Source organism: Mesorhizobium sp. ESP7-2 (assembly GCF_020164715.1).
Taxonomy (GTDB): domain Bacteria; phylum Pseudomonadota; class Alphaproteobacteria; order Rhizobiales; family Rhizobiaceae; genus Mesorhizobium.
Window position 1 is genome coordinate 21502 of record NZ_JAIUGQ010000048.1, and the last position, 23769, is coordinate 45270.

The 23769-nt window shown below is 61.4% G+C and carries 21 protein-coding genes and 3 pseudogenes; 19 read left to right on the forward strand and 5 right to left on the reverse strand.

The window, feature by feature from the left end; genetic code table 11:
• Positions 1-177: 177 nt before the first annotated feature.
• The 9 genes and pseudogenes from phnY to LB543_RS29715 form a co-directional block, all read left to right on the forward strand.
• Entirely contained in the window at positions 178-1635 is a 1458-nt protein-coding gene (gene phnY, locus LB543_RS29680; RefSeq protein WP_140811820.1) for a phosphonoacetaldehyde dehydrogenase, read from the forward strand.
• 71 nt (positions 1636-1706) lie between these two features.
• Complete coding sequence (locus LB543_RS29685; protein ID WP_140811821.1) at positions 1707-3065, forward strand: aspartate aminotransferase family protein; 1359 nt, start codon at positions 1707-1709, stop codon at positions 3063-3065.
• A gap of 2 nt (positions 3066-3067) precedes the next feature.
• A complete protein-coding gene (locus LB543_RS29690; protein ID WP_224616669.1) occupies positions 3068-4078 on the forward strand; it encodes a C-terminal binding protein in 1011 nt (336 codons plus the stop codon).
• Between the two features lie 261 nt (positions 4079-4339).
• Positions 4340-5368, forward strand: coding sequence for a 2-aminoethylphosphonate ABC transporter substrate-binding protein (locus tag LB543_RS29695; RefSeq protein WP_140811823.1), 1029 nt, complete (start codon positions 4340-4342; stop codon positions 5366-5368).
• A 32-nt stretch (positions 5369-5400) separates the two neighbouring features.
• Positions 5401-6546 carry an ABC transporter ATP-binding protein gene (locus tag LB543_RS29700; protein ID WP_140811824.1) on the forward strand — a complete coding sequence of 382 codons (1146 nt, stop codon included), beginning with the start codon at positions 5401-5403 and terminating at the stop codon, positions 6544-6546.
• Positions 6539-7399 (forward strand): 2-aminoethylphosphonate ABC transporter permease subunit, encoded by an 861-nt coding sequence (locus LB543_RS29705; protein WP_140811825.1) that lies wholly within the window; start codon positions 6539-6541, stop codon positions 7397-7399. Before LB543_RS29700 ends, LB543_RS29705 begins: the two co-directional genes overlap by 8 nt.
• 3 nt (positions 7400-7402) lie before the next feature.
• Positions 7403-8200 carry an ABC transporter permease subunit gene (locus tag LB543_RS29710; protein WP_140811826.1) on the forward strand — a complete coding sequence of 266 codons (798 nt, stop codon included), beginning with the start codon at positions 7403-7405 and terminating at the stop codon, positions 8198-8200.
• Between the two features lie 193 nt (positions 8201-8393).
• Complete coding sequence (locus LB543_RS33960; RefSeq protein WP_263498875.1) at positions 8394-8522, forward strand: hypothetical protein; 129 nt, start codon at positions 8394-8396, stop codon at positions 8520-8522.
• Positions 8523-8613: 91 nt separating this feature from the next.
• Positions 8614-9411: pseudogene (locus tag LB543_RS29715) on the forward strand (Tn3 family transposase); the annotation flags it as partial.
• A 20-nt stretch (positions 9412-9431) separates the two neighbouring features.
• Here LB543_RS29715 and LB543_RS29720 read toward each other — a convergent pair.
• Positions 9432-9881 (reverse strand): YidB family protein, encoded by a 450-nt coding sequence (locus LB543_RS29720; protein ID WP_318013020.1) that lies wholly within the window; start codon positions 9879-9881, stop codon positions 9432-9434.
• A gap of 239 nt (positions 9882-10120) precedes the next feature.
• A pseudogene (locus LB543_RS29725) lies at positions 10121-11006 on the reverse strand (MBL fold metallo-hydrolase).
• A 306-nt stretch (positions 11007-11312) separates the two neighbouring features.
• On the opposite strand from LB543_RS29725, the gene LB543_RS29730 reads away from it, so the two are divergent.
• On the forward strand, positions 11313-12482 hold the full coding sequence (locus LB543_RS29730; protein ID WP_224616670.1) for a beta-glucosidase: 1170 nt from the start codon (positions 11313-11315) through the stop codon (positions 12480-12482).
• 82 nt (positions 12483-12564) lie between these two features.
• Here the strand turns inward: LB543_RS29730 and glf are convergent, their stop codons facing one another.
• Together glf and LB543_RS29740 are read right to left on the reverse strand one after the other, a co-directional pair.
• Complete coding sequence (glf, locus tag LB543_RS29735; protein ID WP_140811828.1) at positions 12565-13725, reverse strand: UDP-galactopyranose mutase; 1161 nt, start codon at positions 13723-13725, stop codon at positions 12565-12567.
• 2 nt (positions 13726-13727) lie between these two features.
• The gene (locus tag LB543_RS29740; RefSeq protein ID WP_140811829.1) at positions 13728-14900 is read right to left on the reverse strand and encodes a glycosyltransferase; all 1173 of its coding nucleotides are present in this window, start codon (positions 14898-14900) and stop codon (positions 13728-13730) included.
• Positions 14901-15177: 277 nt separating this feature from the next.
• On the opposite strand from LB543_RS29740, the gene LB543_RS29745 reads away from it, so the two are divergent.
• The 7 genes and pseudogenes from LB543_RS29745 (at position 15178) to LB543_RS29775 (ending at position 18910) form a co-directional block, all read left to right on the forward strand.
• Complete coding sequence (locus tag LB543_RS29745) at positions 15178-16164, forward strand: hypothetical protein (protein ID WP_224616671.1); 987 nt, start codon at positions 15178-15180, stop codon at positions 16162-16164.
• A gap of 176 nt (positions 16165-16340) precedes the next feature.
• Positions 16341-16436, forward strand: a pseudogene (locus tag LB543_RS29750) (catalase); the annotation flags it as partial.
• A 50-nt stretch (positions 16437-16486) separates the two neighbouring features.
• Entirely contained in the window at positions 16487-16696 is a 210-nt protein-coding gene (locus LB543_RS29755; RefSeq protein WP_181182968.1) for a hypothetical protein, read from the forward strand.
• A gap of 127 nt (positions 16697-16823) precedes the next feature.
• On the forward strand, positions 16824-17069 hold the full coding sequence (locus LB543_RS29760) for a hypothetical protein (RefSeq protein ID WP_140811830.1): 246 nt from the start codon (positions 16824-16826) through the stop codon (positions 17067-17069).
• 7 nt (positions 17070-17076) lie between these two features.
• Positions 17077-17688, forward strand: a complete 612-nt coding sequence (locus tag LB543_RS29765) for a hypothetical protein (RefSeq protein ID WP_140811831.1) — start codon at positions 17077-17079, stop codon at positions 17686-17688.
• Positions 17685-18077, forward strand: a complete 393-nt coding sequence (locus tag LB543_RS29770) for a phage holin family protein (protein WP_140762585.1) — start codon at positions 17685-17687, stop codon at positions 18075-18077. The genes LB543_RS29765 and LB543_RS29770 overlap by 4 nt, the downstream gene beginning before the upstream one ends.
• Entirely contained in the window at positions 18074-18910 is an 837-nt protein-coding gene (locus tag LB543_RS29775) for a DUF3618 domain-containing protein (protein WP_140811832.1), read from the forward strand. Before LB543_RS29770 ends, LB543_RS29775 begins: the two co-directional genes overlap by 4 nt.
• A gap of 47 nt (positions 18911-18957) precedes the next feature.
• Here the strand turns inward: LB543_RS29775 and LB543_RS29780 are convergent, their stop codons facing one another.
• Positions 18958-20040, reverse strand: a complete 1083-nt coding sequence (locus LB543_RS29780) for a sensor histidine kinase (protein WP_140762590.1) — start codon at positions 20038-20040, stop codon at positions 18958-18960.
• Positions 20041-20398: 358 nt separating this feature from the next.
• On the opposite strand from LB543_RS29780, the gene LB543_RS29785 reads away from it, so the two are divergent.
• Together LB543_RS29785 and LB543_RS29790 are read left to right on the forward strand one after the other, a co-directional pair.
• Positions 20399-22330, forward strand: coding sequence for an AI-2E family transporter (locus LB543_RS29785; RefSeq protein ID WP_411908798.1), 1932 nt, complete (start codon positions 20399-20401; stop codon positions 22328-22330).
• A 213-nt stretch (positions 22331-22543) separates the two neighbouring features.
• On the forward strand, positions 22544-23695 hold the full coding sequence (locus tag LB543_RS29790) for an alpha/beta hydrolase family esterase (protein ID WP_140811834.1): 1152 nt from the start codon (positions 22544-22546) through the stop codon (positions 23693-23695).
• Positions 23696-23769 lie beyond the last annotated feature (74 nt).

Below are 23769 nucleotides of genomic sequence, written 5' to 3' on the forward strand. Positions count from 1 at the left end.
AGATGTCGACCCCCACTCCATCGAGCTTCGAGTTCGACAGCCTTGGCTCCCTTCCTCTCCCTCCGGAGGGGGGAGGTGGCGCCGCAAAGCGACGGAGTGGGTGAAGCCATTGCCGAGGCGCGATGCCGCTGCCTCCGAAAAATCAACACGGCCCTCTGAGCGCCCGGAAACACCGACATGACCAAGCTTGACCCTGCCATCAAAGTTCGCCACGAGCCGATGCGCATTGCCGGCAAGAAAGTCGATGCCGACAGCGTGGTCGAGGTTCGTTACCCCTGGAACGACACCGTCATCGGCACAGTTCCGGCCGGCCGTGCCGAGCATGCCCGCCAGGCGTTCGAGATCGCCGCCGGCTACAAGTCGAAGCTGACGCGCTACGAGCGCCAGCAGATCCTGTTCCGCACAGCGGAAGCGCTGGCGTCGCGCCGGGAAGAAATATCCGATCTGATTACGCTCGAGCTCGGCATCTCCAAGACCGACTCGCTCTACGAAGTCGGCCGCGCCTATGACGTGTTCACGCTTTCGGCGCAGATGTGCATCCAGGATGATGGCCAGATATTCTCCTGCGACCTCACTCCGCATGGCAAGGCGCGCAAGATCTTCACCACGCGCGAGCCCTTGAAGGCGATTTCGGCGATCACGCCGTTCAACCATCCCCTCAACATGGTCTCGCACAAGGTGGCCCCTGCCATCGCCACCAACAATTGCGTTGTGGTGAAGCCGACCGAACTGACGCCGATGACGGCATTGCTGTTGGCCGACATCCTTTACGAAGCCGGCCTGCCGCCGGAAATGCTGTCTGTTGTGACCGGCTGGCCGGCCGATATCGGCAACGAGATGATCACAAACGACAACATCGATCTCATCACCTTCACCGGCGGCGTGCCGGTTGGCAAGATGATCGCGCGCACCGCCGGCTACAAGCGTCAGGTACTGGAACTCGGCGGCAACGATCCGCTGATCATCCTCAACGATCTCTCCGACGAGGATCTGGCCAGGGCCGCCGATCTCGCCGTGGCGGGTGCTACCAAAAACTCCGGCCAGCGCTGCACGGCGGTCAAGCGCATCCTGGTCCAGGAGAGTGTCGCCGATCGCTTCGTGCCGTTGGTGCTGGAGCGGGCGAAGAAAATCCGCTTCGGCGACCCGATGGACCGCTCGACCGACCTTGGCACCGTCGTGCACGAGAAGGCGGCGGCATTGTTCGAAGCCCGCGTCAACATGGCTACGGAGCAGGGGGCTGAAATCCTTTACAATCCGGGCCGCCAGGGCGCGCTGCTGCCGCCGATCGTTGTTGATCGCGTGCTGCACACTTCCGAACTGGTTATGGAAGAGACCTTCGGGCCGATCATCCCGATCGTGCGCGCGCCGGACGATGACGAGGCGTTGATCGCGCTGTCCAACTCGACCGCCTTTGGCCTGTCGTCGGGCGTCTGCACCAACTCGTTTCCCCGCATGCAGAAATACATCGCCGGCCTGCAGGTCGGCACTGTCAACATCTGGGAAGTGCCGGGCTACCGCATCGAGATGTCGCCCTTCGGCGGCATCAAGGATTCAGGTAATGGCTACAAGGAAGGCGTCATCGAGGCGATGAAGAGCTATACCAATGTGAAGACGTTTTCGCTGCCCTGGTCATGACCAGGCGCGACTGACGAACAGAAAACAGGGGGAGCGGCCGTCGCTCCCTCATTCGCGTTTCGGAGAGGGTTATGGCCGCGATATCCGAGCTTGTGCATACAGAAGGCGATTCCAACACCACGGCGGCGCGCGGCCGCTGGGATGCCGGCCAGGACGATCCCCGCATTCGCGGCCTGCTCGATCGCGACGCGGCCGCCTTCATGCATCAGAGCCTGTCCAGCCCCTGCCTTTCGACGATCGCCAAGGCCGAAGGCATCTGGATCGAGGACACAGCCGGTCACCGTTTCATGGATTTCCATGGCAACAGCGTGCATCACCTTGGTTACGGCCATCCCAGGTTGGTCGCCGCGATCAAGAAGCAGCTCGACGAGCTCTGCTTCGCGCCGCGCCGCTTCACCTGCGAGCCCGCTGTCGAACTGGCCGAAAAGCTGGCAGCACTTGCGCCCGGTGATCTCGGCAAGGTGCTGTTTACTACTGGTGGCTCGGACGCCATTGAGGTGGCGCTGAAGATCGCGCGCGCCGCGACTGGCCGCTTCAAAACAGTATCGTTCTGGGATGCCTTTCACGGCGCCGGCTTCGGGGCGGCGAGTGTCGGCGGCGAGGCGACCTTCCGCTCCCACATCGCCGGACCCATGATGACCGGCACCGAGCACGTCGCGCCCTGGGACGGCTATCGGTGCCCGTACGGCCACGATTCGCTGGAAGGATCCGGGCTCGCCTGCGCCAACATGATCGCTTACGTGCTCGGCCGCGAGCAGGATGTGGCGGCGGTCGTTGCCGAGCCGATGCGCGCGACGCCCAATCCGCCGCCGGCCGGCTTCTGGAAGCGGGTGCGCGAGGCCTGCGACCGGCACGGCACGCTCCTGATCTTCGACGAGATTCCGACTGGCCTCGGCAAGACCGGAAAATTCTTCGCCCACGAACATGACGGTGTGACGCCCGACATCGTCGTCCTCGGCAAATCGCTCGGCGGCGGCATCCTGCCGATCGCCGCCGTCATCGCGCGTCGCGACCTCGACGTCACCGGCGGCTTTGCCATCGGTCACTACACCCATGAGAAAAATCCGGTGACGACGCGTGCCGCGCTGACCACCATCGACATCATCCTGGAGGAGGGACTGGTCGAGCGCTCGGCCGAGCTTGGCCGGCATATGCTTGGACGGATGCAGGACCTGATGGCGCGTTCGTCCCATGTCGGCGATGTCAGAGGCAGGGGACTGATGGTCGGGGTCGAACTCGTCGAGGACCGCGCCTCGCGCCAGCCGACACGCGACCTCGCCGAACGTGTCTTCTATGCCTGCCTGGAACAGGGACTGAGCTTCAAGGTCAGCCAAGGCAATGTGCTGACACTCTCGCCGCCTTTGGTCATTTCGAAGACCGATCTCGACCGGGCACTCGACATCGTCGAAGCCGCGGTGTTGGCGGCCTGACCATGAAGGCCGTCCGCACAGACCGGGAACTCGAATGTCCTGGCATTGACGTCGGCTTGCTGGCGAAGGGCGTCGACCTGGTGACGCTGCCGGACGGTCTTCCAGAAACCGAGCTCATCGAGGCGGTTGCCGACGCCGACCTTCTCTTGATGTGCTACACGCCGATCACCGCGCGGGTGATCGATGCCGCTCCCAAGCTGAAGGGCATCGTCAAATATGGCGTCGGCATCGATGCCATCGACATCCCCGCCGCGATGCGGCGCGGCGTTCCCGTGGTCAACGTACCCGAATATGCCGAGGAAACCGTTGCCGAAGGAGCCTTCGCGCTGATGATCGCGCTGGCCAAGCGGCTGCCGGCGATCACGCAGGCAATGTCGCGCGACGGCTGGATCTGGCCCGAACAGCGCTGGCTGGGGCGAGACATTTCCGGCGCCACATTGGGGCTGGTTGGCTGCGGCAAGATTGGCCGCAGCATGGCGCGCATGGCCGGGCAGGGGTTTCACGCTCGGGTTCTTGGTTTCGATCCCTGCGTCGATCCGGCGACGATGCACGCCGGCGGCATCGAAAAGGTCGACGATCTCCAAGCCATGCTGCGGACCTGCGACTTCGTTTCCATCCATTGTGTGCTGAACGACAACACGCGCGGCCTGATCGGCCAAGCCGAACTCGCTTGCCTCAAGCCTTCCGCCATCATCGTCAACGTCTCACGCGGTGCGCTGATCGACGAGACGGCACTGATCGAAGCGATCGTTGCCGGACGCATAGGCGGCGTCGGGCTCGACGTCTATTCGGTCGAGCCTTTGGCAAAGTCGGGCCATCCGATGAGCGCATTGTTCGGCCGCGACAATGTGATCCTCTTTCCGCATCTCACATTCTTCACGCACGAAGCGATGCGCCGGCTTGAAGAAGACACGCTCGCCCGCTGCTTCGAAATCCTCGACGGCCGTCCGGTGACAGTCCGCTCGTTCGATCCTCGTCTGCGGGCGCAGACGGCAGGCGTTTTATTCTCCTGATTATCCCAGCGTTTTAGGGCTCGGGAGCTTGCTTGGCATAAGTCTCGAAGGCTCGAAATGCGTCCACGACGTGCGACAGTTCTGTGACAAATATCAGAGGAAGTTTGTCTGTCATAAAATAAATAGATTTTACTTATCGATCCCCAGTCATCAGAGTTGTCACAACGACGACATCCAATCGGCTCAACGTCCGGCAGAGACCGATGCCGATTGGTCCTAGTGCATCGCAGAATGTGCCTTAAATCAAAAGGGGAACTGGTCATGAAATCACGAAACGCAACCATGGTCGCGGCCTTCGCCGCGTTGCTCGCTTCGGCCGCTCTCGTCGGACCGGCCCTCGCCGACGGCGTCGTCACCATCTATTCCGCCGATGGCCTGCATGATGGCAATGGCAGCTGGTACGAAACCGAATTCGCCGCCTTCACAAAGGCCACCGGCATCACCGTTCAGTATATCGAGGCAGGCTCGGGCGGCGTCGTCGAGCGCGTCGCCAAGGAGAAGTCGAACCCGCAGGCCGACGTGCTTGTGACCTTGCCGCCTTTCATCCAGCGCGCCGCCGTAGACGGCCTGCTGCAGGATTACAAGCCCGAAGCCGCATCCCAGATCGACGGTGGCACCGACAAGTACCGGCCGCTGGTCAACAACTACATGGACTTCATCTACAACAGCGCCGTGCTGTCGGAAGCGCCGAAGACCTACAACGACCTGCTCGACCCGAAGTTCAAGGGCAAGATCCAGTATTCGACCCCCGGCCAGGCCGGCGATGGCACGGCCGTCATGCTGCAGATCATCCATGCCTTTGGCGGCGAGGACGCCGGCTTCGCCTTCATGAAGAAGCTGCAGGACAATAATGTCGGCCCGTCCGCCTCCACGGGCAAGCTGACCGCGCTGGTCAACAAGGGCGAACTGCATGTCGCCAATGGCGATCTGCAGATGAACATGTCGCAGATGGCCGACAATCCGAACATCAAGGTGTTCTGGCCCGCTGGTCCGGACGGCACCCGCTCCACCTTCGCCTTGCCCTACGAAATCGGGCTGGTCGCCGGCGCGCCTAATGCCGACAACGGCAAGAAGCTGATCGACTTCCTGCTCGCCAAGGAAGCACAATCGACTGTAAGCTCGGTTGCGCTCGGCATGCCGGCCCGAAAGGACGTAAAGCCCGATGATGCCAACTTTGCCAAGGCACAAGAGGCGATGAAGGGCGTCACCATCTGGTCGCCGAACTGGGACGAGGCGCTGAGCAAGCTTCCCGACTACGTCAGGAAGTGGAACGAGGCGACCGGAAGCTGACACCCGAGGGCAGAAATCGGGAGGACCATGCCATGTCGGCCGCAGCCTTTACTGGTACCAGTGTCATGGACATCGACGCCGCGAAAATTCGCGGCGCCGGCTCCAACGTCCATTTCGACAAGGTCAGCGTCGCCTACGGCGCGCATGTCGTCCTGCACCCGCTGACCCTGGATATCGCGCCCGGTGAAATCCTGGCGTTGATCGGCCCCTCCGGCTCGGGCAAGACCACCGCCTTGCGGGCCGTTGCTGGTTTCGTGCGGCCGGCAAGTGGCCGCATCCGCATCGGCGCCACCGATGTGACCGACCTGCCGCCCCACGAACGTGGCCTCGGCATGGTGGTGCAGAATTACGCGCTGTTTCCGCATATGCGGGTCGAGGACAACGTCGCCTTTGGCCTGCGGGCCCAAGGCGCCGACAAGGCGCTGATTGCCGAGCGGGTCAAGGATGCGCTCGGTACTGTCGGCATGGCGACTTTTGCCCGGCGTTATCCGCGCGAACTCTCGGGTGGCCAGCAACAGCGCGTGGCGATCGCCAGGGCATTGGCCGTGCGGCCGCGTGTGCTGCTGCTCGACGAGCCGCTGTCGGCGCTCGACGCGCAGATCCGCCGCAACATGGTCGAGGAGATTGCCCGCCTGCACCGCAGCCTGCCGGGCCTGACCATCCTCTATGTCACCCACGACCAGACCGAGGCGCTGACGCTTGCCGACAAGATCGCCATCATGCGCGACGGCTGGGTCTGTTCGCACGGACCGACGACGGAACTCTACCGCCGTCCGCCGAACCGGTTCACCGCCGAGTTCCTCGGCCGCGCCAACCTTCTGCCGGTGACGGTCGCCGAGGGCGCCGGGTCGAAGGGCCTTGCCACGGCAAGGCACGGCGACGCGGTGCTCAGGGGTGCCGGCCGCGACGAGAAGGCTGGCGACAAGAGCCTGCTCTGCATCAGGCCGCAGCACCTTAGCCTGACCGCCGACAGCGAGCATACCAACCGCATCGTCGGCACATTGATGGAAGTGCACTGGCAGGGCGAACTCACTCATCTCGTGCTGGATGTCGAGGGCACACCGGTTCGTGTCTCGGCAACGAGATTGCCGGTCGCCTTGCCCGAGCCCGGCGCCCAGGTGCCGCTGTTCTTCGCTCCCGCCGATACCTCGCTTCTGCCGGAAGACGCCGGTGTCTGAGGCGATCGCCATCGGTTCGCCGGCCACCAGCAGGCGGGAACCCGGCAAATTCTGGATCGTGCCGCCGGCGGCCCTGCTGGCGCTGCTGTTCTTCTATCCGCTGGCGCTTATTGCCCGGCAGGCATTCCTTGACGATAGCGGCGTCGCCAATGCCGCCGAGATCATTCGCGTCCTGCATTCGCGGTTCTTCCTCAACGCGCTGATCAACACGGTGACGATCTCGGTCGCGGCGACAGCCGGATGCCTGGCCGTCGGCCTCGTGCTGGCGCTGATCCTGGCCTTCGTGCCGTTTCCCGGCAGCGGCTTCATCGCCCGGCTGATCGACACGTTCATCGCGCTGCCGACTTTCCTGGTGACGCTGGCCTTCACCTTCCTCTACGGGTCCGCCGGCATGCTCAACACCGGGCTGATGGAGGCCTTCTCGCTGCCGCTGCCGCCCGTCGATTTCCTCTATTCGACATGGGGCGTGGTGCTGGCCGAGGTCACGGTCTACACGCCCTTCATCCTGCGGCCGCTGCTTGCCGCCTTCTCCCTGGTCGATCGCGGCCAGATCGAAGCGGCAAGCGTGCTCGGCGCCAGGCCGTTCCGCATCGTGCACCAGGTCATCCTACCGGCCGCGGTTCCGGCGCTCATCGCCGGCGGCAGCCTGTGCCTGCTGTTGACCGTCAACGAATTCGGCATCGTGCTGTTCATCGGCGCCAAGGGCGTCATCACGCTGCCGTTGCTGATCTACGGCAAGGCGATCCAGGAGTCGGCCTACCAAGTCGCCTGCATCATCGCCGTGGTCAACATCGCGCTGTCGCTCGGCCTGTTCGGCCTTTACCGTTTCGCCGCCGCCCGGTTGGGGGTCTAGCCAATGCTGGTCTGGTCGCGCCCTGGTCGCATCGTGCTGTGGATGCTCTTCGCGCTGATCTTCGGCGTGCTGTTCCTGGCGCCGCTGGCGATCATCCTCCTGTCCAGTCTCGCCGACCAGTGGAACGGCGTGCTGCCCAATGGCCTGACGACGGAGCATTACACCGATGTGGTCAAAGGGTCGGCCTGGAACTCGGTCAAGGCCAGTCTGATCACCGGCTTCCTGGCCGGTGCGCTGGCATTGGTCAGCGGCACATGGGCGGCACTGTCGCTTCGCCTCCAGGGGCACTCCTTGAAACGGCTGCTCGGCCTGCTGTTTTTCATCCCCAGCGCCGTGCCTTCGGTGTCGGTCGGGCTGGGCCTGCTGGTTGCCTTCAGTCATCCGCCGCTGCTGCTCAACGGCACGATCGCGATCGTCATGATCGCCCATTTCGTGCTGATCTCGGCCTTCACCTTCGGCAATGTCTCGGCCGGTCTGGCACGGCTATCGCCCGACTTCGAACAGGTGGCCTCGAGCCTTGGCGCGCGGCCGGCCTACCGGCTCTGGCACGTCACGCTGCCTCTGCTCGCGCCTTACCTTGTCGCCGCCTTCGGGCTGAGCTTCGCGCTCTCCATGGGCGAGCTTGGCGCGACCGTGATGGTCTATCCGCCAGGCTGGGTGACGCTGCCGGTGTCGATTTTCTCGCTCACAGATCGCGGCGACATCTTTGCCGGAGCGGCGCTGACCATGATCCTGGTGGTGGCAACGCTGGTCCTGCTCCTCGGACTCGAGCGCGTCACCGCACGCGCCACCGGTTCGTAGCAAATTGAATTCAGCGAGATTGCGATCGGGAGAAGCAAACCGTCGAAGCGGACTATCTGCACCTATTTCGACGAGAATTTTCTTCAATCTTGCCCCGTTCGAGCAGATCGAGGGCCTGTACAGGTGCCTCGACGACGATCCGTTTGGCCGCGCGCTCCTGCGGCGATACAGCGACCGGTTCCCCGGCAGCGCGATGTTGACGGCAGGCAGCGGCTGCACCGGCCATTACCGGGCGATCAGGATGTGGGAAGCGGCGGTGAACGAGGCCGGCACGATCGAGCGCGCGACGCGGTCATCGGGGCGCTCGATCATACCCGGATAGGCGAGGGGCCGGCGGTCCGGCCGAAATGGTCCCCGGCCAGCACCACGTTCGCATGAACATGTACATCGCGCAGGCGCAGCGCGGCCGCTTCACCGCCCTGCAGTCTGCCAATGACTATGGCCAGAACGCATTGGAGGTACTCGATCAGGAAGTCGGACGGCACCGGTTGCTGCGGATGAAGCCTGAGCTTGAGTCGATGGTCGAGGACAACGAGGCGGCACCTTTGGCCCTGGCGGCCGAACAGTATGCAACCGTGCACAAGTATGCCGGTGCTTTTCTGCGGACGCTCACATTCCAATCGGCGCGGCGACACGATCCGCTTCTTGCGGCAATTTCGCTGCTGAAACGCCTGTATGCCGAGAGGCGTCGGACGCTCCCGGATCGCGTCCCAGTCACCCACCTCAGCCAAGCCGATCTACGGCTCATCTTCGAACAGGGAAAGCCTGATCGCCGTGTCTACGAGATTGCAACGCTCGCGGCTTTGCGAGACAGGCTTAGATCTGCAGACATTTGGGTCGACGGCAGCCGATCCTTCCGGCCGATCGATGAGCCCCTGATGCCGCGGTCGGCATTCACCACAATGAAGGAAGAGGATCGGCTCGGATTGGGCGTCCAGCGTGATGGCGCGGCTTGGCTCGCCGAAGCGCGGCAGATGCTCGACTTCAATCTGAAGCGCCTGGCGCACAGAGCACGGTCAGGGAAGCTCGAAGGTGTTCGCCTTGAAGCCGGGACGTTGATCGTCACACCGACCGCTGGCGAAGTTCCTGCCGCCGCCGAGGAACTGAATGCCGAGATCAGCGATATGTATCCAATGGTTGAGGTGCCGGATCTCCTGAGGGAAGTGCACGATCGGACTGGTTTTGCCGACCAATTCACGCATCCTAGGACACATTGTCGAGCAAGGTCGACTTATCCCAAGCCTTGTGTTGATTCAGGCAGCCATTCACCATTCGGCGTCATTTCGTTGACTGTCTCGGGTAGGTCCCGCGTAATCCTTCTGATTAGCTCCTCGCGCGAAAGACCCGTCTGCACCGACATGGACATCAGTGTACCTTCGTCCATCGCCGCTTCGACGAGCCTTGGCTCGATTGGTTGGTTTGGGCCGTTGCCAACCCACGAGTCGACTTTAGATCCTGCGCCCAGCTCCCTGAATCGGTCGAGGATCTGACCAAGGTCAGCCCTCGACACGCCATTAGTTATCTGAGCCAGAATTCTGCGTTGCGGATCGTTTGGGTTAAGATACCCCGCTCCCGGAATCAATTCACAGACTTTGTCGCGACTTCGGTATGCCAAAACGCGAAGCATCGCGATCGCCAGTCTTCCCAGATTTGCCATTTGGTCTCCTCCGCGGTTTGGCATGAGCGAGTCGTGGCGAATGCCGACGCGTTCGGGCTCGAATAACTGCCGGTCGGCTCGCCGCCGGAGAGGACGCGTCCTTCCGGCGCTTGGCTGCCGCCCTGCGTCGATCGAACCTCCTAACCGGCGCCTCCCGGGTTTGTTCCGCTTGTCGGAGTTTGTCGGTGAACGATGCAGGGGCGCCCGACTCGACGGGAAACTCTACCGGTCGAGAGATAGAGTCGGCCCAATCTGACCTATTTTCAGAACGATGGCGGATCGGTTGCCCTAGCTATCTGGGACGCTGGCTCGCGCACGAATTTCATTTTCGGCGGCACGGCCAACTGCCTGAACCGATCAGCCAGGCTGTCGAGAGCTTGACGCATGCCCACGCCCGCAGCCGCCGTCCCGTGTCCGCTGATGACCATCTGCGGCTTCAGTGCGGCCATGTGCTTCACCGATCTTTCCGCCGCATCCCAGTCGGGCGTGAAATAGCGTGGCGGACCGTGCATCTCGAGATCCTGAACGGCGACCTCATAGACCCACTCCTGACCCGTGGTGATGAAAGCGTCCCCCACGATCAGCGAGCGGTCTTCCTCCCGCCAGAGCGAGATATGCCCCGAGGCGTGTCCCGGCGTGTGCAGCCATTGCCATCCGGGCATCCCGGGGATCCATCCGTCGGCAGGCAAGGACACCAAGCGGTCGCCAAGATCGGATCGGGCCGCATGGAAAGAGCGGCGAAAGCAATGCCATCAGTCCAACCCCCCACAGGGGTCCGGTGGCGGATAGAACATGGTTCCGTCCAGATAACGCTCGAGCGGGTGTGCGAAGACAGGCACGTCCCACGTATTCGCAGGTCCAGAACCGTTCCCACATGGTCGAAATGGCCGTGAGTCAAGATGATCGCGGCCGGCCGCGTGTCAGTCCCAAAGCGCTTTCCGCGACCGCAAGGATGCTGCTCCGGGACGTCGGCAACCCTGTATCGAGCAGCACCCATTTGCGATCTCCGCTGCCCGGTGCGCCGAAGAACACGACATTGACGATTGCCAATCGCAAATGGCCCAGATCTGGTGCGATACTCCAAGCGCCGTCGCCACGATCCTCCCGCCTGGCGCGGTCGATATCGGAAAGTCGAATTTGAACGGTCATATGATCCCGTGCCTCTGTTGTTTGCGAGCATCCGGCCGAGCTGATCGATGCCGGTGGTACATCCCCGAACTTGGCTCCGGCCGCCTTGTTCCTGATTTGCCTTCGCCACTCAGCTACCGGACGGTGGACCACCGGAACAAAGACACGACCAATCGGTTCGGCACTACTCGGTCATGTAAGAATGACGGGTATGCCGAACTGAGCAGGGGGATGCTGCTTGCCCGATCGGATGCGTTTTCGCCAAGGCAGTTCTCGCTCCGAACAATCCGGCCGAGTGCGAAGCCGACTGACCAAAGGAGACTTCGAATGAACGAGGCGGCACGCACGAAGGGCCAGGAGGTGGATGCTTCGGTTTCCGGTGCTTGGCGCTTTGCCAGTTTTTTCATGGCGGGCTTTGAATGCTCCTCGCATCGGCGCAAGGACGGCGTTCGCCTCGACCTTATTCGTGCGACCTCGCATAATTTGCATGCCCTGGGCGACTACCGCGGCTGCGCCGAACTCGGCCTTCGCACCATCCGCGACGGGTTGCGCTGGCACCTGATCGAAACCGCTCCCGGAACTTATGACTGGTCAAGTTGGGTGCCTATGGTCGAGGCAGCCCAAACGGCAGGTGTCCAGGTCATCTGGGACATCTTCCACTACGGATCCCCAGACCACGTCGATCAGGGGTCGCAGCATTTCATCGATGCCTATGCCTCATTTGCGGCCGAGGCCGTGAGGGTGCACCGCTCGATTACCGGAACATCGCCTCTGTTGTGTCCAATCAACGAGATCTCCTTCTTTGCCTGGGCTGTTGAGGTCAGCTATTTCCCGCGCGTGGGGCCGAACAAACGGGGATGGTTCAAGCGGCATCTCGTCAAGGCCGCCATCGCGGGTGTTCGTGCAATGCGGGAAGTCGACCCGGCATGCAGATTTGTCTGGGCCGAGCCGCTCATCCATATCGCGCCACGCGACCGGACCCGAGGCGAAAGGCGCCGGGCCGAAAACGCCCGATTGGGACAGTTCGAGGCTTACGACATGTTGCTGGGCCGCGTCGAACCTGAGTTGGGCGGGAGCGAAGATGTTGTCGACGCCGTTGGCCTGAATTTCTACCCGCACAATCAATGGTACATAAATGGGCCGACTATTCCGATGGGGCACCACGAGTACCGTGCTCTGTCGGAAATGTTGATGGAGGCCGCTCATCGATACGGCAAGCCGATGTTCATCGCAGAGACCGGGTCGGAGGGATCCGGCGGGCCGGCCTGGCTCCACTATGTCTGCGACGAGGTGCGTGCGGCGATGAGCCTCCAAGCGCCGATCGAGGGTATTTGCCTGTACCCGATAACCGCCTACCCCGGGTGGGATAATTCCCGACATGCGGAGGTGGGGCTGTTTTCGGTCATCCAGGCGGATGGCACGCGACGTCTGTGCCAGCCAATCGCGGACGAACTGGTCCGTCAGCAATATCTGTTCGCGCCGAATCTGACGCGCTGAAGGTGTGGCCGGCAACACCAAGGGGAGGGCGCCTGCCCGCCCCGCGGTGCTGGATGAGTTCTTTGCGGTTCCCCAGCCGCCTTTAGCCCTTATGTGCAGGGGAACTTATTGCCAAGTCCGCCAACGTCTTTCCCGGGCTTGCCCATTCCGGGACGCTTTTTTGGATGCGATCGAAAGTAGCCAGAGCCTGTCCGACCACCTGATCCATGTTGTAGTAGCGGTATGTTGCCAGGCGTCCGACAAACCACACGTCCGAACAGGTTGCGGAGAGTGCTTCATAGCGCTTGTACAGCGCTTCGTTTTCGGCCCGCGGCACCGGGTAGTACGGATCTCCGATATCCGTGGGGTATTCGTAGGTCAGGCTGGTCCGCGAGTTCTGCTGGCCGGTGAGATGTTTGTACTCCGTGATGCGAGTGTAGTCTTGCGTCTGCGGATAATTGACGACGGCAACCGGCTGAAACTGTTCGCAGTCCAGTGTAACGTGCTCGAAACGCAGCGAGCGATAGGGAAGATGCCCGAGCTGCCACCCGAAATATTCATCGATTGGTCCGGTATAGATCAGGCGCCTGAACGGAATCTTCTCACGAATTTCGCGGAAATCGGCATGCAGCATGATCTTGATGTTCGGGTGATCGAGCATGCGTTCGAACATCCTTGTGTATCCGCCGGCCGGCATTTTCTGGAAGCTGTCGCTGAAATAGCGGTCGTCATGGTTGGTCCTGGTCGGCACTCGTGCTGTCACAGATTTACTCAGTTGGCTGGGATCGACGCCCCATTGCTTCCTTGTGTAGCCACGGAAGAATTTTTCGTAGAGCTCGCGTCCGACGGTACTGACGACGACGTCCTCCGCCGTGCGAACATCCTCCACAGTCTCGCGTCGGGACGCAAAGAAATCCTCCAACTGTGCCGAGGTCAGGTCCAGACCGTAAAGGCGGTTGATCGTGTCGAGATTGATCGGGATCGGAACGAGCTTCCCGTCCACCGCCGCCAACACCCTGTGCTCGTATGACCGCCATTCGGTGAACTGCGACAGATACCCCACGATCGCCTGACTGTTCGTGTGAAAGATATGCGGACCATAGCGGTGGATGAGGATGCCGGCTTCGTTGTAGCAATCGTAGGCGTTGCCGCCGACATGGCCGCGGCGATCGACCAGCAGAACGCTCTCGTGACGCTGCGAGGCTATTCTTTCGGCAAGCACGCTGCCGGCAAAACCCGCCCCGACGACCAGCCAATCGAACATGGCTAAGCACTCCTGCGAAGAGGGACGACCTTTTTGCCTTGATAGGCGCGCTCAATGTGAGCTGCCATGGCGTTCCATGTTCGCTCCCACGAGGTGTTCGCAAGGTAGGCGTCGACTTGCTGCATAAGCATTTCACGCGGCCGTAAAAGAACGGAGCGCAGCTTGATTTCCAGATCATCGGGGTCGGCGATTTCCACCAGTCCAGCGGCGCCGTAGCTGCGCACCACGTCGACGATCGCCGTCGAGATCACCGGCAGGCCCGCCGCCAGGAACTCCGGCGTCTTGGTAGGGCTGATGAACCGGGTCGCTTCATTGAGTGCGAACGGCATCCAGCCCGCATCCCAATGGCGCAGGTAGTCGGGCAGATCGCGGTAACCTTTCCCGCCCAGCCAGTGAAGATTCTCGGCCTGGGGCAGGTCTGCGGGGTCGATCTTGACCACCGGGCCGAGCATGACGAAATGCACGTCCGGCATGGTCTCCGCCGCTTGAGCCACGAGATCGACATCCAGCCGCTCGTCGATTACGCCGAAATACCCTACCCTCGGGTGAGGGATTCCGGTCTGATCGGCTGGGTCCTTGCCCGGCTTCCTTGCCTTATGAAAGTGGCTCACATCGATGCTGCTCGGGAAGGGATAGATCGCATGATGCAGATGACGTTTGTTCTCGAACAGGCTTAGGCCGCCTGTAAAAACGCGATCGGCGCGGCGCAGAAGTGCCTTTTCCAGTTGGCCGAGTTCGGGTGGTGCATTCTTGAACGCGGAGAGTTCGTCCATGCAGTCATAGACGCATACGTCCGGCACAAGGTATTCCGTGAAGCGAAGAGCCATTGGTGTGTAATACCAAGCGATAAGCCGGCTGTGCGGCATAGAAGCGATTGTCTGCTGAACAAATCTCCGCTGCACGGCATCTGCTTTCGTGGCGGACGTGCCGAGCGGGAGCACTGGTGTGACAATCAGAATGTTTGGCGAGGCCTCGCTTTTCCGTATCACCGGCTGCGGCAGTTCTTCGAAAAGGGGTTCTTCAAAGTAGACCACTCTCTGCTGCATGGACGCGAGAGTGAGGATATGCTGCGGTCTTTGATGAACGAAATTCCACCTTAAATGGGAGAAGCAAACCAGAAGATTTTGCCTGCCAGCATGTTTACTAGCGGTTGCCCTGCTCAAGGCTGCTTCCATTGAGATATTCCTTTTTATAGACGGTCGTTTATGTTGCGACTAACATTTGTTAATCGTGAATGACGAAGAATTAAACTTCGGTTTCAGCTCCTAACTTTCGTGCAGGTGAGTTGTTCCAAGTTGAAACAAACAGCCTCGGTCGCTGCTTTGGATGGGCGCTGGCTGCGCGGGGGAGAATGGCAGCCGGAGGGGACGGGCCATCGGAAGGCTCCCGATCAGGTTTGCTGGTAGAGAACCGCCCTTGCCGTATTTGTGTTGAACTCGCTGGCTATAAAATATGCGGGATATCCAAATTGATTCGCCTGCATCGCTGGGGATCCAGGGCAAGGCAAATTCCGGGACTGAGATGAAGATCACCTTCGATACCAACGTGTTTCCGCTGTTTCATCCGCAGAGCGTGGATGACCTCAAGGACCCATGCCCCGTCTTCGATGGCAGGCTGTGGCATGTCTTCGGTTCAAGCGGGACGGTAACGACCGAGACGTGGAGAATCCTGCACGCGACGGCGCCCGACCTTTATGGGCCTTGGACCGAGCACGAAGCGATCGAGCTTCCCATCAACGGGACGGGGGTCGCGGCTCCGGGCGTCATCCACGAAAGTGGCGTCTTCCACATGTTCATCCAGACCGAGTTCATGAAATCCGGCGGCCGTTGCGAGCATGCGGTTTCCAACGACGGCTTCCATTGGGTGGTTCTCACCCCGGCCATTCTCGCCATCCCCGACACGGAGGAGGATGGAATCTACGATCCACACCCCGCGGTCATCGGCGGCAAGCGCTATCTCGCTTACTCTGCCATGCCAAAATTCAACAGGGTGCCGCAGCCCGACATCTATCTCGCACGCAGCCAGTCCGACTCGTGGTTCGGTCCCTGGAAGCGGATAGGCAAGATACTCGATCATGCTGATGTTCCTCATCACAATACGAGAGAGGATCCCGACTATGAATGGGGCATAGAGGGTGCGCAGCTGGTCGAGTTACCAGATGGCCGCGTGCTTCTGAACGCCACTTGCTTTCTCCCAAATGGCCTTCGTGGGAACCGTCAGCGCGTATTTTTCGCCATCGCGGATGACGTCGCCGGACCCTACGTGTCGATCGGCCCGGTGCTCGAACCAGGCCAGCCCGGAGAGAATGGTCATTCGACAGTGATGATAGAAGGCAGCCAACTTTCACTGTTCTACCAAAGCCGGGTTGCCGCGACCGATCACCGGTGGCGTTACGGCTTGGCCAGATGTGACGTCGCTCTGTTTTCCAAGGTTGCCTAATCCCGGGCCGACGGTCAGCGCCACCGCGTTCGACCGGCCGGCACGGCCCCGCGTCGTGGCAATTGAGCTCTGCTGACAGGGGGGCGATCCGCTGCCAGTTCTTTCGGAATTAAACGGCTGCCCGGGCGGAATGCGTCCAGGCTGAGGTTCGGCTAGCTGCAAACAAACAGTCGGCCATGTATCACACCGACAAGAAATTGCAGTTCCCGGTTCGAGTCGAGGCGTCGAACCCACTCTTTGCTCCCGCCTTACGGCAGGCCATAGACGGAGTGCGCCGATGCTCTCGCCGCCCCGGCCAAGCCCTGGTGCGCAAATTGGGCAGATGTTCGACAGGAAGGCAGCCGAATGGGTAAAATCGCAGGCAGGAAGCGGCGGCGAAAGCCACCGCTTCCGCTTTGTCCCGTTCGCACTCGAGGGTGGCGGCCTCCCGTCAAGACGCCTCCGGCTGACGAAGCCCGGCGAAGACATCGCGAATGAGCTGCGGCAGGACGTCGAACGAGTAGCCGACGTGCGTCACTCGAGCGGCGTGTGATAATGCGTCCCAAGGGATCGATGTTGATGGTCGGTATGTTGGCCAGTGCTCGCTGGAGAAGCCAGCGCACGCTGTCTTTCCGCGATGGCGTGCTGCCGGCGACGATGTCGAGCGAGGATTCATCTACTTGGCGATCGGCAGCTGTGCTGGAGAACTGGACCGAGGCCCCGCGGCAACGCCGCTCTTGCCTGCGGTGTCCGGACCAAGCTTCCCCTGCATCGCCCTTGAATCGCAAAAAGCTCTTCGTCAACGGAACATCGCAGGTTCCATGAAGTTGGGCAGCACGGAGGAACGTGCAATGAACAGTGTCATCTATCTTATCGGCCTCGTCGTTGTCGTGCTCGCGGTCCTCTCCTTCCTCGGTTTTCACTAGGTGATCCATGCAACGCAATGACGGCCAGGGCCGTAAACCCGCAGATTTCGACAAGGCGACAAGTGACGTTTCCGACAGGGTTGGCCGGGAAAAAGAGCGCGCGAGCGAGTTGCTTCACGATGCGCGCGACGAACTGACCCGCAAGACTGGCGGCTACGCAAAAGAAGCCACGCAGGTCATGTCGGACAAGGCAGAGGAAACGCAGCGCGACATCGGGTCGAGCTTGGCGGCGTTGGGCGGCGCGCTACGGGCGGCCAGCGATCACCTAGCCAACCATGATGAAAGGACAGCATCGAAATTTGCCTTGGAGGCCGCTGGCGGACTGGAGCGGCTTTCCTCCTCGTTGAAACAAAAACCGTTGGGGCAGGTGCTTGAGGATGTGCAGTCCTTCGGCCGGCAAAACCCCGGTGTCCTGCTCGCTGGCTCCGTATTGGCTGGATTGGCGCTTGGACGGTTCATCAAAGCCTCCCCACCGACAAGCCCCGAGGCATCTCGGAGTGCCTCGGGAGAAGCCAACTCGCAGACCGTTCGATCTGCTGATCGGTCGACAGACGGCTCCCGAGGATATGGCCGCCCCGATGACGATCTGGCCACGCAGCACGCGGAGCAAGACAGATGAACACGCAGGACAATCCCAGCCTCGCGACCCTGGTGACCGACTTGGCCCAAAACGTCACCACGCTGGTGCAAACCGAAGCCAGGCTTCTGCGGGCGGAGCTTTCAGAAAAGCTCACCAAGACGGGAGCTGGCGCCGCCGAGGTGCTGGGCGGAGCAATCTGCCTGCTCGCGGCTCTGATCGTGCTGCTGCAAGCACTGGTCATCGCATTGACTCGGGCAGGGCTGGGCGCCGGGTGGTCCTCACTGCTGGTCGGCGTGGTGGTAGCGATTCTTGGCGTTATCCTGCTGCGCACGGGGACGGCAAGCATGGCGCCTTCCGAACTTACTCCCGACCGGACGCAGGAACAGCTCAGGCGCGACGCGAATGTGATCAAGGAACAAGTGAGATGACCGAGAAATCCGCAGCCGAACTTGAACGCGAGGCGGAGGCCGCGCGCGCCAGGGTGGTGGAAACCGCCGAATCCATTCGAGGCAAGATGACACCGGGACAATTGCTGGATGAATTCACCGGGATCTTCTCCGGAGGAGAGAGTTCGGCCATGCTCAACAACCTGAGAACCCAGGTCCGGGACAATCCTTTGCCCGTGACCATGGTGGGCGCCGGCCTGGCTTGGCTGATGCTGGGCAGTGGTCCGTCGAACGGCAGCAACCGCCCGGCCAGTTATGCGACGCCTACACCGCCCAGTGGGCGCTACGAGGCGGAGGGCGGCGGCTTGGGCAGCCCGCTCTCCGACGCTGCTGGATCGGTCTCGTCAGCCGCAAGCAGCGTTGGGAGCACCATATCGAGCGGGGCAAAGGGCATCGCGGAGGGACTGACGAGCAACGCCGCTGATGCAGGATCGGCGGCTGGCGACATGGCTGCGAAAGCCAGCCGCTCGGCGCATGAGCTATTGAATGATCAGCCCCTGGCCGTTGCGGCGGTCGGTCTCGCCATCGGCGCCGCGATAGGCGCCATGTTGCCCCATACCGCAATCGAGGATGAGCAACTGGGCGGATATCGCGAGAAGCTTCGCGACACCTCGGAGGGCATGCTCGAGCAAGGCCTCGATCAGGCCAAGCAAGTTGCCGCAGAGGCCTACGAGACGATCAAGCAGGAAGCTGGACGGCAGGACACACAAGCAGGCACGGTGGCCGACCAAATTGGAGATGTCGTCCAATCCGCGGCTGACTCGGCGGAGCGGTCCGTACGTGAACGGATTTCTCCGTCAGAGCAAAAATCCTAGGTGTTCTAGTTCCCACGTGGGAGCAGACGAACCATTTGGGTTGCAATCTATGCTGCCGCGGCAGAGCGCTTGAACACAATGGTGACTCGGGTGCCCGCGTCAGCGCTGGAAGTCACGTCGAACTCAGCCTTGGCGTTCTCTGTCAGCGATTGGGCGATGAGCGCGCCGAGCTTGCCCTGCTTGGGCCAGCTCTCGCCTTCCGGCAACCCGATGCCGTCATCGGCGACGACGACACGGCAGCCATCGTCGTTAACGACGCTGTGCAGGGTGATCGTGCCGCTGTCACGCCCGCGAAATGCATGTTTGAGCGCGTTGGTCAGCAGTTCGTTGACCACCAGGCCAGCAGGCATGGCAACGTTGACCGAAACCGGGTAGGTATCAACCTTCATGTCGAGGCGAATGCCCTCGACAGCATGCGACGCCATTACGGCGGACGCGATCTGGCTCAGATAGACGCCGAGATCGACTTCCTCCTTGTGCTCCTCGCCCGACAGCGTCTTATAAAGAATAGCCAGGGCGTCGACGCGGCCGGCCAGTCTTTCGAAGCGCTCGCGGTCCGGCTCGGTCGCATTGCGCGTTTCGAGGCGTATCAGGGCGGTAATCATCTGCAGATTGTTCTTCACCCGGTGCTGCAATTCCCGCAGTAGCGTGTCCTTCTCGCGGACGCGCTCTTCGATCGTCCGCGCACTTTCGGCCTCGCCATGGACCGAGACGTCGACCAGTGCGACCAGCCGGAAGCAGGCTTTGCCGCCGTCATCCTCAATGACGTTGGAATAGACGTCGACGATTGCAGGGTTGTCCTCGGCCCGCTCAAGCCGGAACGTACCGACGAAATCGGTCTCTTCGACCACCGCACCGGACAGCGCGCGGTCCTTCTGCTGGTGGAGGCCAATACCGGAAAGTGCCGCCCAATGCTTCTGGGCGAGCGCGGCCGCCTTCAGGCCGGAGAGCTTCTCGAACTCCGGATTGGCATAGACCACACGTTCCAGCCCACCGAGATCCGAAACGGCGATTGCAATCGGCACTTGGTCGAGAAACTTCTTGAACTGTTCACTTTCCAGCGCGCTGGCAAGGTCCGGCGTTTCCAGCAGCTGCCCGACCGTTTCCGCCATATCTGAATCCGATGTCATCTGCTGCGTCCAGAGTTTTCTAGACTGCACCAATATCAGTGAAGCGATGCGCGAGCTATCGCCAAAGCGGCACTTTCAGCGGCATCAGGAGTAGGCCGGTACCAGCCTGGTCTCGCGCAACGGCAGCGCCATGGTGAAATGCAGGCCATCGCGAAGATAGTTCAGCTTGATTCTGGCATTGCATTGCCGGCCACCAGATGCAGAAGATGTCCTGATTGCATCATTCGCAAAAACCCACTGCAACCATTAGTCTCTGCTAACGTTGCAGGCCAACTGACCAGGCGCCCCTATCACTGAAGGGCAAGGTGGAGGGGTTATTGTGGGGATTGATCGTAACGGCAGATATCCCTTCTCCGGACTGCAAAGTACCCTTTCGGTAGCACATCGGCGCACCGCGTTGCCGACCGTCGCGACGGTCGTAGTCACCGTGGCCGCTCTGTATTTCGGGCGCGAGGTTTTCCTGCCGATAGCGATTGCCCTGCTGTTGACCTTCGCACTCGCCCCGATGGTTTCCGCGCTAAAACGGGCCGGCGTGCCCAGGGTCGCGGCTGTCGTATTGAGCGTCCTTGGCGCCTTCGCAGCGCTGGCTCTGTTCAGCTTCATTGTCGCCTCGCAGGTCAACGAATTGGCGCACAATGTATCGCTTTATCAGGCAAACATTCTAACCAAGGTTCGCTTGCTGAAGGAAAGAGGCGTGGGGGGAGGGATCATTGCCAGGTTGAGCGATGTGGTCGAGCGTGTCGGCCAGGAGATTGATAGACAGGAACCTGCGCTGCCCTCAGCGGCAGACACGCCAAAGCGCGAACCGGTGCCAGTCGAAATCGTCGCGCGCGAAAGGCCGCTCGAGGTGCTCCAGAGCATCGTCGGCCCTTTGATCAGTCCCCTGGCATCTGCCGGTCTGATCATAGTCGTTGTCGTCTTCATGCTCTTAGAACGGGAAGATCTACGGGATCGTTTCATCCGGCTCGTGGGCTACGGCGACCTTCATCGAACGACTCAGGCACTGCAGGATGCCGGAAGGCGAGTCGGTCGCTATCTGCTGATGCAGATGGTGGTCAACGTCGCCTATGCAGTGCCAATTGCAATTGGGCTCTGGATACTCGGCATCCCTAACGCCTTGCTCTGGGGCTTGCTAGCACTTGCACTTCGCTTTGTGCCCTATATCGGCCCGATCATCGGTGCTTCCCTACCTTTATTCCTAGCGCTCGCCGTGGCTCCCGGATGGTCGCTCCTGTTGTGGACAGCGGCGCTGTTCGTCGTGATGGAGCTGATCACCGGCAATGTCATAGAGCCTTGGCTTTACGGGTCGCGCACAGGCTTGTCGCCGCTGGCGATCATAGTCGCTGCAATCTTCTGGACCTGGTTATGGGGGCCACTCGGGCTGGTCCTGTCAACGCCCCTAACTGTCTGTCTAGTCGTGCTCGGTCGGCACGTTCCGCAGTTTGAGTTCCTCGACGTGCTGTTCGGCAACGAGCCGATGCTTGAACCCCACGCGCGGCTTTATCAGCGTCTGCTCGCCGGCGACCCAGAAGAGGCCACAGACCATGCTGAGGAGTTTCTTGAAGAGGGCTATCTGGTCGAATTCTACGACAAAGTGGCCATTCCAGCCTTGCTGCTAGGCGAGCAGGATCGTGTTCGCGGCGTAATGGGCGAACCGCAAAGACGTCAGGTGGCGGCAAGCGCCCAGACTCTGGTGGCAAACTTGGTGGATAGCGCGCAGCAGGAGGCCAGCGAGGAAGAGGAACCGGCCTTGGCCGACGACGCCGAACCGAGCGACACCAAGGGCGGCGAGGATGAGATCGAACTGCCTGATGGCACCGATATCACCGTGCTGTGTGCAGGCGGGCGTGGCGAACTCGATGACGCTGCGGCCGCCATGCTGATGCAGGTGCTGGAAGTCCAGGGTGCGGAAGCATCAATGGCCAGCTTTGCCGATTTGGAGCCAAACGCTCTTCGCCGCCTCGAACTTGGCAGCTTCGACACCGTTGTCGTCAATTTCCTCAACCAGGATTCGGTCAAACACGCTCGCTTCCTTGTTCGTCGCCTGAAGCGCGCAAAGGCGGCGCTACGGGTAGGCGTGGTGTTGTGGTCCGGGCCAGGCAATGACGACAACGACGCATGCGAGAAGCTTGCCACTGGCATCAACGCCGATTTCGTTGCGGATGGCATGATCAGTGCTGTGCTTGGTGCGCTTTCCAAATCCGCGCCAGTCGGGCTCAAATCAACGGCGAAACGCCGTCGCCCTCCGCCTCGTCGGAAGAGGGCCCTCTCGGCCACTCCGACCGAGTGATCTCCACAATATTGCCATGACGCGGGCGATCTTTACCTGTCCATCAGCCCTCTGACTGTCGCAGAAGGGTGCTCAAGACCTGTCCATCAGCCACGGCGGCGGTGACCAGCCAAGCGTCTCTTCGCTTCTGCGTTATCACAGCAACGATATCGCTGCAAAGACGTTACACGCTGTGCCGTCTAAACCCGGACGTCAAAAACAAGGGACGGCCTCATGCGGAAAGTGTCAGATACGATTGCGCGCAGCGCGGCGATTCGCGCCCGGCAACCTTCTCCTCTCCCGGATTTCCGTTCCGACCGCCTCTCGAACCTCACCGGTTTCGGGTCCAACCCGGGCGCGTTGAACGCCAGGATCTACCTTCCAAAGGGTCTGCCAAAAGGTGCGCCGCTCGTCGTCGTGCTGCACGGCTGCACCCAGAACGCGGCTGCCTACGACCACCATTCCGGCTGGTCCCGCCTCGCCGATGAAGCCGGCTTCGCGCTGCTCTTTCCCGAGCAGCAACGCGCCAACAATCCTAACCTTTGTTTCAACTGGTTTCTCCCTGCCGATGTCAGGCGCGGTTCGGGCGAGGTGCTTTCGATCCGCCAGATGATCGAGACGATGGTGGTCATCCAAGGTCTCGACCGAAAACGCATCTTCATCACGGGTCTCTCGGCCGGAGGGGCAATGGCGGCTGCCATGCTCGCGACCTATCCGGACGTGTTCGCCGGCGGCGCGATCATTGCGGGGCTTCCCTACGGCAGCGCGACGACCATTCCGGAGGCGTTCGATCGCATGCGCGGCCATGGCGGCCGGTCGGATAAGGATCTGCAAGGCGCTCTCCGCAGCGCATCCGATCATCGAGGACCTTGGCCAAGGATATCGATCTGGCACGGGACCGCCGACCGCACGGTTGCGCATTCCAACGCGGAAGCAGTCGCGGCGCAGTGGCAAGGCGTTCATGGCCTCGAAAAGACACCTACAAGATCAGAGGTGTCAGGGCGGCATGCAAGGCGTCTTTGGCTCGACCCCGCGGGAGAAGTGGCCCTTGAGATAAATAGTATTGCCGGCATGGGCCACGGAGTCCCGCTGGCCAATGACGGTTTCAGCGCGCCAGGGCCATTCATGCTCGATAGCGGCATCTCTTCCACACGGGAGACCGCTCGGTTCTGGGGGATCGTGGCAACGGAAAAGAGCGTGTCCACGAGATCGCGGCAGAAAGTGGTCGACGGCGAGAGGCTGCTAATCCGTACACCGTTGCCAGATATGGAGCAGTCTCCGGACCCAAATGCCGTCAAGCAGTTCCCGCGTCATACGAAGCCGGCTGCACCGGGGGTGATGACGATCATCGAGGACGCCCTCCGGGCTGCGGGATTGATGCGTTAGAGCGGGATGAGATTTATGGGAGTCGTGGGATTCCCAAATCACTGCGGTTCTGATTCAACCTTCATGCTGGAGCA